8 protein-coding genes are annotated in these 4,106 nt (G+C 35.7%); 2 read left to right on the forward strand and 6 right to left on the reverse strand.

What is annotated here, in order from left to right; translation table 11 throughout:
- The first annotated feature begins 158 nt into the window (after positions 1–158).
- On the forward strand, positions 159–509 hold the full coding sequence (locus ACESM9_RS14755; RefSeq protein ID WP_373000402.1) for a DUF3796 domain-containing protein: 351 nt from the start codon (positions 159–161) through the stop codon (positions 507–509).
- Between the two features lie 20 nt (positions 510–529).
- Entirely contained in the window at positions 530–718 is a 189-nt protein-coding gene (locus ACESM9_RS14760) for a helix-turn-helix transcriptional regulator (RefSeq protein WP_373000405.1), read from the forward strand.
- 182 nt (positions 719–900) lie between these two features.
- On the opposite strand, the gene ACESM9_RS14765 is transcribed toward ACESM9_RS14760, so the two are convergent.
- From ACESM9_RS14765 to ACESM9_RS14790, 6 genes are all read right to left on the reverse strand, one after another.
- A complete protein-coding gene (locus tag ACESM9_RS14765) occupies positions 901–1,359 on the reverse strand; it encodes a hypothetical protein (RefSeq protein WP_373000408.1) in 459 nt (152 codons plus the stop codon).
- A 192-nt stretch (positions 1,360–1,551) separates the two neighbouring features.
- Positions 1,552–2,025 (reverse strand): hypothetical protein, encoded by a 474-nt coding sequence (locus tag ACESM9_RS14770; RefSeq protein WP_373000411.1) that lies wholly within the window; start codon positions 2,023–2,025, stop codon positions 1,552–1,554.
- Between the two features lie 179 nt (positions 2,026–2,204).
- Complete coding sequence (locus tag ACESM9_RS14775; RefSeq protein ID WP_373000414.1) at positions 2,205–2,627, reverse strand: potassium channel family protein; 423 nt, start codon at positions 2,625–2,627, stop codon at positions 2,205–2,207.
- Positions 2,628–2,664: 37 nt separating this feature from the next.
- Positions 2,665–3,111: an SRPBCC domain-containing protein gene (locus ACESM9_RS14780; protein WP_373000417.1), complete on the reverse strand. Its 447-nt coding sequence runs from the start codon at positions 3,109–3,111 to the stop codon at positions 2,665–2,667.
- 82 nt (positions 3,112–3,193) lie between these two features.
- On the reverse strand, positions 3,194–3,322 hold the full coding sequence (locus ACESM9_RS14785) for a hypothetical protein (RefSeq protein ID WP_373000421.1): 129 nt from the start codon (positions 3,320–3,322) through the stop codon (positions 3,194–3,196).
- A gap of 380 nt (positions 3,323–3,702) precedes the next feature.
- The coding region (locus tag ACESM9_RS14790) for a DUF6498-containing protein (protein ID WP_373000424.1) at positions 3,703–4,106 on the reverse strand (404 nt) is incomplete at its 5' end.

A 4,106-nucleotide genomic window follows, 5' to 3' on the forward strand; every position in this document is an offset into this window, starting at 1 on the left:
TGAAAAACATATACCTACCTTTGTTAATAGACCATTGTCACGTGAAAATTTTTTTGAAGGGGTTGCGTTATTATTTTAAATATGATATATATATATAACATAATAATATTTATATATAATTTTATGCTTTAAATATCTAACATTAGGAGGTTTTATCAATGCAAAAAAATCCAATACGCTTTCTGGGTTTGGTAGGTCTGTTAGGGTTACTGGGGTTAATAACTGGTAATACAGGTTTTTATGGCTTCTTCGGTTTCTTTGGTTTCTTCGGACTTGCCCGTCATACAGATGATGAAATGCTAAGACACAACCTGGCACGGGCAGGTTTGAATGCTTTCATTGTCTCCCTGTTAGGATTTCCTGTTGCGGTAATCGCTGTCTCTTTTATTGACTCAATGGAAGCAATGCTTGCTTTTTTTGCGACCTTTTTCGCCGTTTTATTTATCATCCAGATCCTAACCTTTGTCCTCTCTTTTAACATCTATGAGAAAAGAGGGGATATGCGGTGAAGGTCACTTTTAAGACCCGCATGAAAGAACTACGGGCCAGACACGACTTAACCCAGGAACAACTTGCCAATAAAGTCGGAGTGCGTAGAGAGACAATCGGTCATATTGAGAAGGGAAAATATAATTTGTCTTTACTGCTAGCTTATAAAATATCCAAAGCCTTGGAAAGTAAAATAGAAGATGTGTTTATCTTTGAGGAAGAAAATTAATATTAAACGATCGTATAGGTGTACTGGCAATTTCGTTCAGCCTTGATAACATTGATTCCAATTGGGTTATCCTTATTTACAGTAGGTTTTTGTTCCATTATGCCTGAGAACTGAATTACCTGAAAACTCACTTATATTCGTACTTGTTCAACTTATAGCCTCCAATGTTTTAAATAGATGTACTAGAAAAGAAAGAAGCTGACAAAAAACCCTAATATCACGCTATAAATAATCATCTCAAAGTGGAATTTTAAGAATAAAGTTCTGTTTATATAGCGTTCTTTCAAATAGATTAGTCCTTCGATATTATCCGAACAGGGGGCAGCACAAGCCAGATGAGTATATATGAACATTAACCCTGTAAAAAATAAAAACCGTACACCAAAAGACAGCTCTCCCAACGGAACCAATATGGGATATAGGATTATCGACAATAATAGCCCCCGCACAATCTGCCCTGGTATAAACCATTTTTGCACGTGCTTGCTTTCTTTTTCATCAGACATATCCCTGAGATAGTCCATTAAACGGCTCTTGCCTTCATAAATATCTTTACTAATCCGCAACGCCAGCATACCAGCTAAAGTGTAGGCTAGAGCATGAATTACAGTAAACCATAAGCTGAATACCAGGCACTGCATCTCATTTACCCCTTCCTCGATAGTATGGTGTTTTAATGATATTAAGGCTTATTTAATTCTGCCTTTAACTGCTCCACTTCTTTTCTTAAAGACCCGACCTGCACCAGTGCCGCCAGGGCAAAGACAAAAGCAATCGGAGCCAATAACCCAACAAACTGCATATTTAATCACTCCTTTTTCCGTGGTCTATTGTCAATTAAGAAGCTTGATTATTTCCTTAGGGTTACGGGTAGAGAAAACAAATTCTTGATACCACCTGTTTCTTAATACTACAACTACCCTGGGATTTCCTACCGTGTTATAGATTAAACGCCATTTGCCCTCTACTCTGCCAATCCTGATGCCCCAGCCGCCATAGCGGATTGCTTTAGTTTCATCCAGGTAGCACTTTTCAATTTCTTCTCTCGGGATACTTTTATTAATAATACCGTATCCAACGGTTACATCCTGGTAATCGATAGTAATCCTTAAGGTGCAAAAATTGATTCCTATAAAAGCAAAAAGAAGGATCATAAAAAATAAAAATTCATTAGGAGCAGGATTCGTTCCCAACGGTTCTACAAGAAGCTGATAGATAAGAGCATAAAGCAAAAGCCCTACTATTAAAACAAATATAACTGCATTGATCCTTGAAAACAGCTTTTCTTCATAGAGATAATTAGACACATAAAACCCTCCCTATGCATTCAGGTAAGTTGGGAAATATGTTTATTCTATAAAAGGTAGCACTGTTCTATAGATACTCGACTCTATAATATGTTCGCATTCAATCCGAACCGCTCGAAATGATGGCGTTAATGATTATAAATGCTTGAAATCTCTTGCATAAGATGATGACTTGGCTTTTATTTATCTGTATGGGTCTTTTTTATCCTGGCAGATAATTCCTTGAGCTCTTCCTGTGAAAGTTTTTCCAAATTGTTTAGATCAAATAAAAACTGTGAGACACTTTTTGTTCCTTTGATTTTAAGTATTTCGGATATGTAGTAAACAATAATTCCCGTTATAATTGCAATAACTAATATCCCATACACAGCAAGAATAATAGCTACTATCCTTGCGACAAGGCTTGTTACAACAATATCACCAAAACCGATTGTTGTAACAACAGCAAAGCAAAACCAAATTGCATCGAAGAAGCTTTTTACATTAGAATCGACAAACCATATAATAATTGCTGAAAAAAGAAAAAAGACTAAAAAGCTGGATAAAATCTTAGTCATGCCGCTTGATTTTAATATGAAAGATAGTAGTTTTAATTTACTCATATAAATGCCTCACTATTCTTTTAAACTCAGGAGATTTTTACTTAAACTCATTCACTTCTTCAACTCGATTCTTCAATGCAATATTCATTTGATGATAACCTTTTTCGGTTTTTTTAATCATTGAAGCCATAAATAAAACCATAGGGCCATGAAATCGTTCTATTTGCCGAAATCTTGTACGATTTTCATTAAACGGTTCAAGAAGAAATAAATGCTCTCCTCTGTAGACTATCCAAAGAAAACTCCCTCCCCAAACTATCTCTTTATTTTCTATGAGACTAAATATCTTTGGTTGGAAGGTCATTGCTTTCAGGCCAGGCGGACAAACCTGAATCTTTAGTGTCTGACCTTTTTCTAGTTTGCCTTCTACTAGTGGAATGAAAGAATTCCAGATGCTCCATTTTGAAAAATCTACTAACACCTCCCAAATGCTATCAGGGGATGCCTCAATATCTATCCAAGTGTCAATAGTTCGTGTAAGCATGATATGAAATACCTCCATCAAGTCGGTTTAAGATCTCCAGGATCAACTGGGGATGACACTTGACCACTCTCTTAATTCAAATTCATTCATCTTCATCTATATCTGCATGCTTGGCCCTTTTGCTCCTTAGACAAGCTACTCTTTCTTGAATAGATTTCTGATGTTCCTCAAACTGATAGCATCTGAAAACCTCCCTTATAACAGTTGACAATTGTTGCCGGCAAACTGCAAAAGAAATATATTTAGTATTTCAAGCGTCCGCAAAAAATACAGCTTTCTCTATGAATAATTAGGATAGCATTTACTATATGGTTTAATTTCAAGCTTTCCCTAAAATTCACCTTCTTCACTAATAAATCTTTTCTTCTCTGGACAATCCCAGACATTATAATTGTTGCATCTGGGGCATTTTGTTTAATGATGTATAATGACCTAAAGAGTTGATGATCATAGCTGTTGAAAAAGCATCCTACAAGGTAATCATCAAAGATCAAAATTGGGTTTATAAAGCGCAATGAAATAAATATTGCAGCCAGATATAGAAGAAATAATCGCAGAACTTAGCAAGTAGAGTTCATTAAAGGTCTTACCTTATAAGTTATCTTTAAAAATTAACTGCTTATGTTTATTTTTATGAGCTATTACGTCCATAAAAGTTTTTAAGCCCATAAAAATCAAGAGGATAAATATATTTTGGAATGAACCTTCAGCTATGAAATGGCTGATAGCTGCTCCTGCCATAATCGTTAAATGGATCGGGAAAATCCTGGTGTAGGGTTTGCTAAAAATATCAGCGATACTGACTGCTGTAGATCCTTTAGTTTTGCCGGGTTCAGTTTCTGTTAAACCTTCATCCACATCCTTATAAAAAAGATACGAGTATAGATGATTGGCAAAAAACAATAGTGCTCCAACCAGGCCTCCGAAAAGATTTAAGGGAAACCCTTCGCTACTGGCAAATCCCACAATAAAAATAATGTAAACCAGATGAAAAA

It is taken from the genome of Lutispora sp., assembly GCF_041687175.1.
Classification (GTDB): Bacteria; Bacillota; Clostridia; order Lutisporales; family Lutisporaceae; genus Lutispora.

Excerpts from the sequence above, each read along its gene's own strand:
- ACESM9_RS14755 (WP_373000402.1), top strand. The coding sequence starts at position 159 with ATGCAAAAAAATCCAATACGCTTTCTGGGTTTGGTAGGTCTGTTAGGG.
- ACESM9_RS14760 (WP_373000405.1), top strand. The coding sequence starts at position 530 with ATGAAAGAACTACGGGCCAGACACGACTTAACCCAGGAACAACTTGCC.
- ACESM9_RS14765 (WP_373000408.1), bottom strand. The coding sequence starts at position 1,359 with ATGCAGTGCCTGGTATTCAGCTTATGGTTTACTGTAATTCATGCTCTA.
- ACESM9_RS14775 (WP_373000414.1), bottom strand. The coding sequence starts at position 2,627 with ATGAGTAAATTAAAACTACTATCTTTCATATTAAAATCAAGCGGCATG.
- ACESM9_RS14780 (WP_373000417.1), bottom strand. The coding sequence starts at position 3,111 with ATGCTTACACGAACTATTGACACTTGGATAGATATTGAGGCATCCCCT.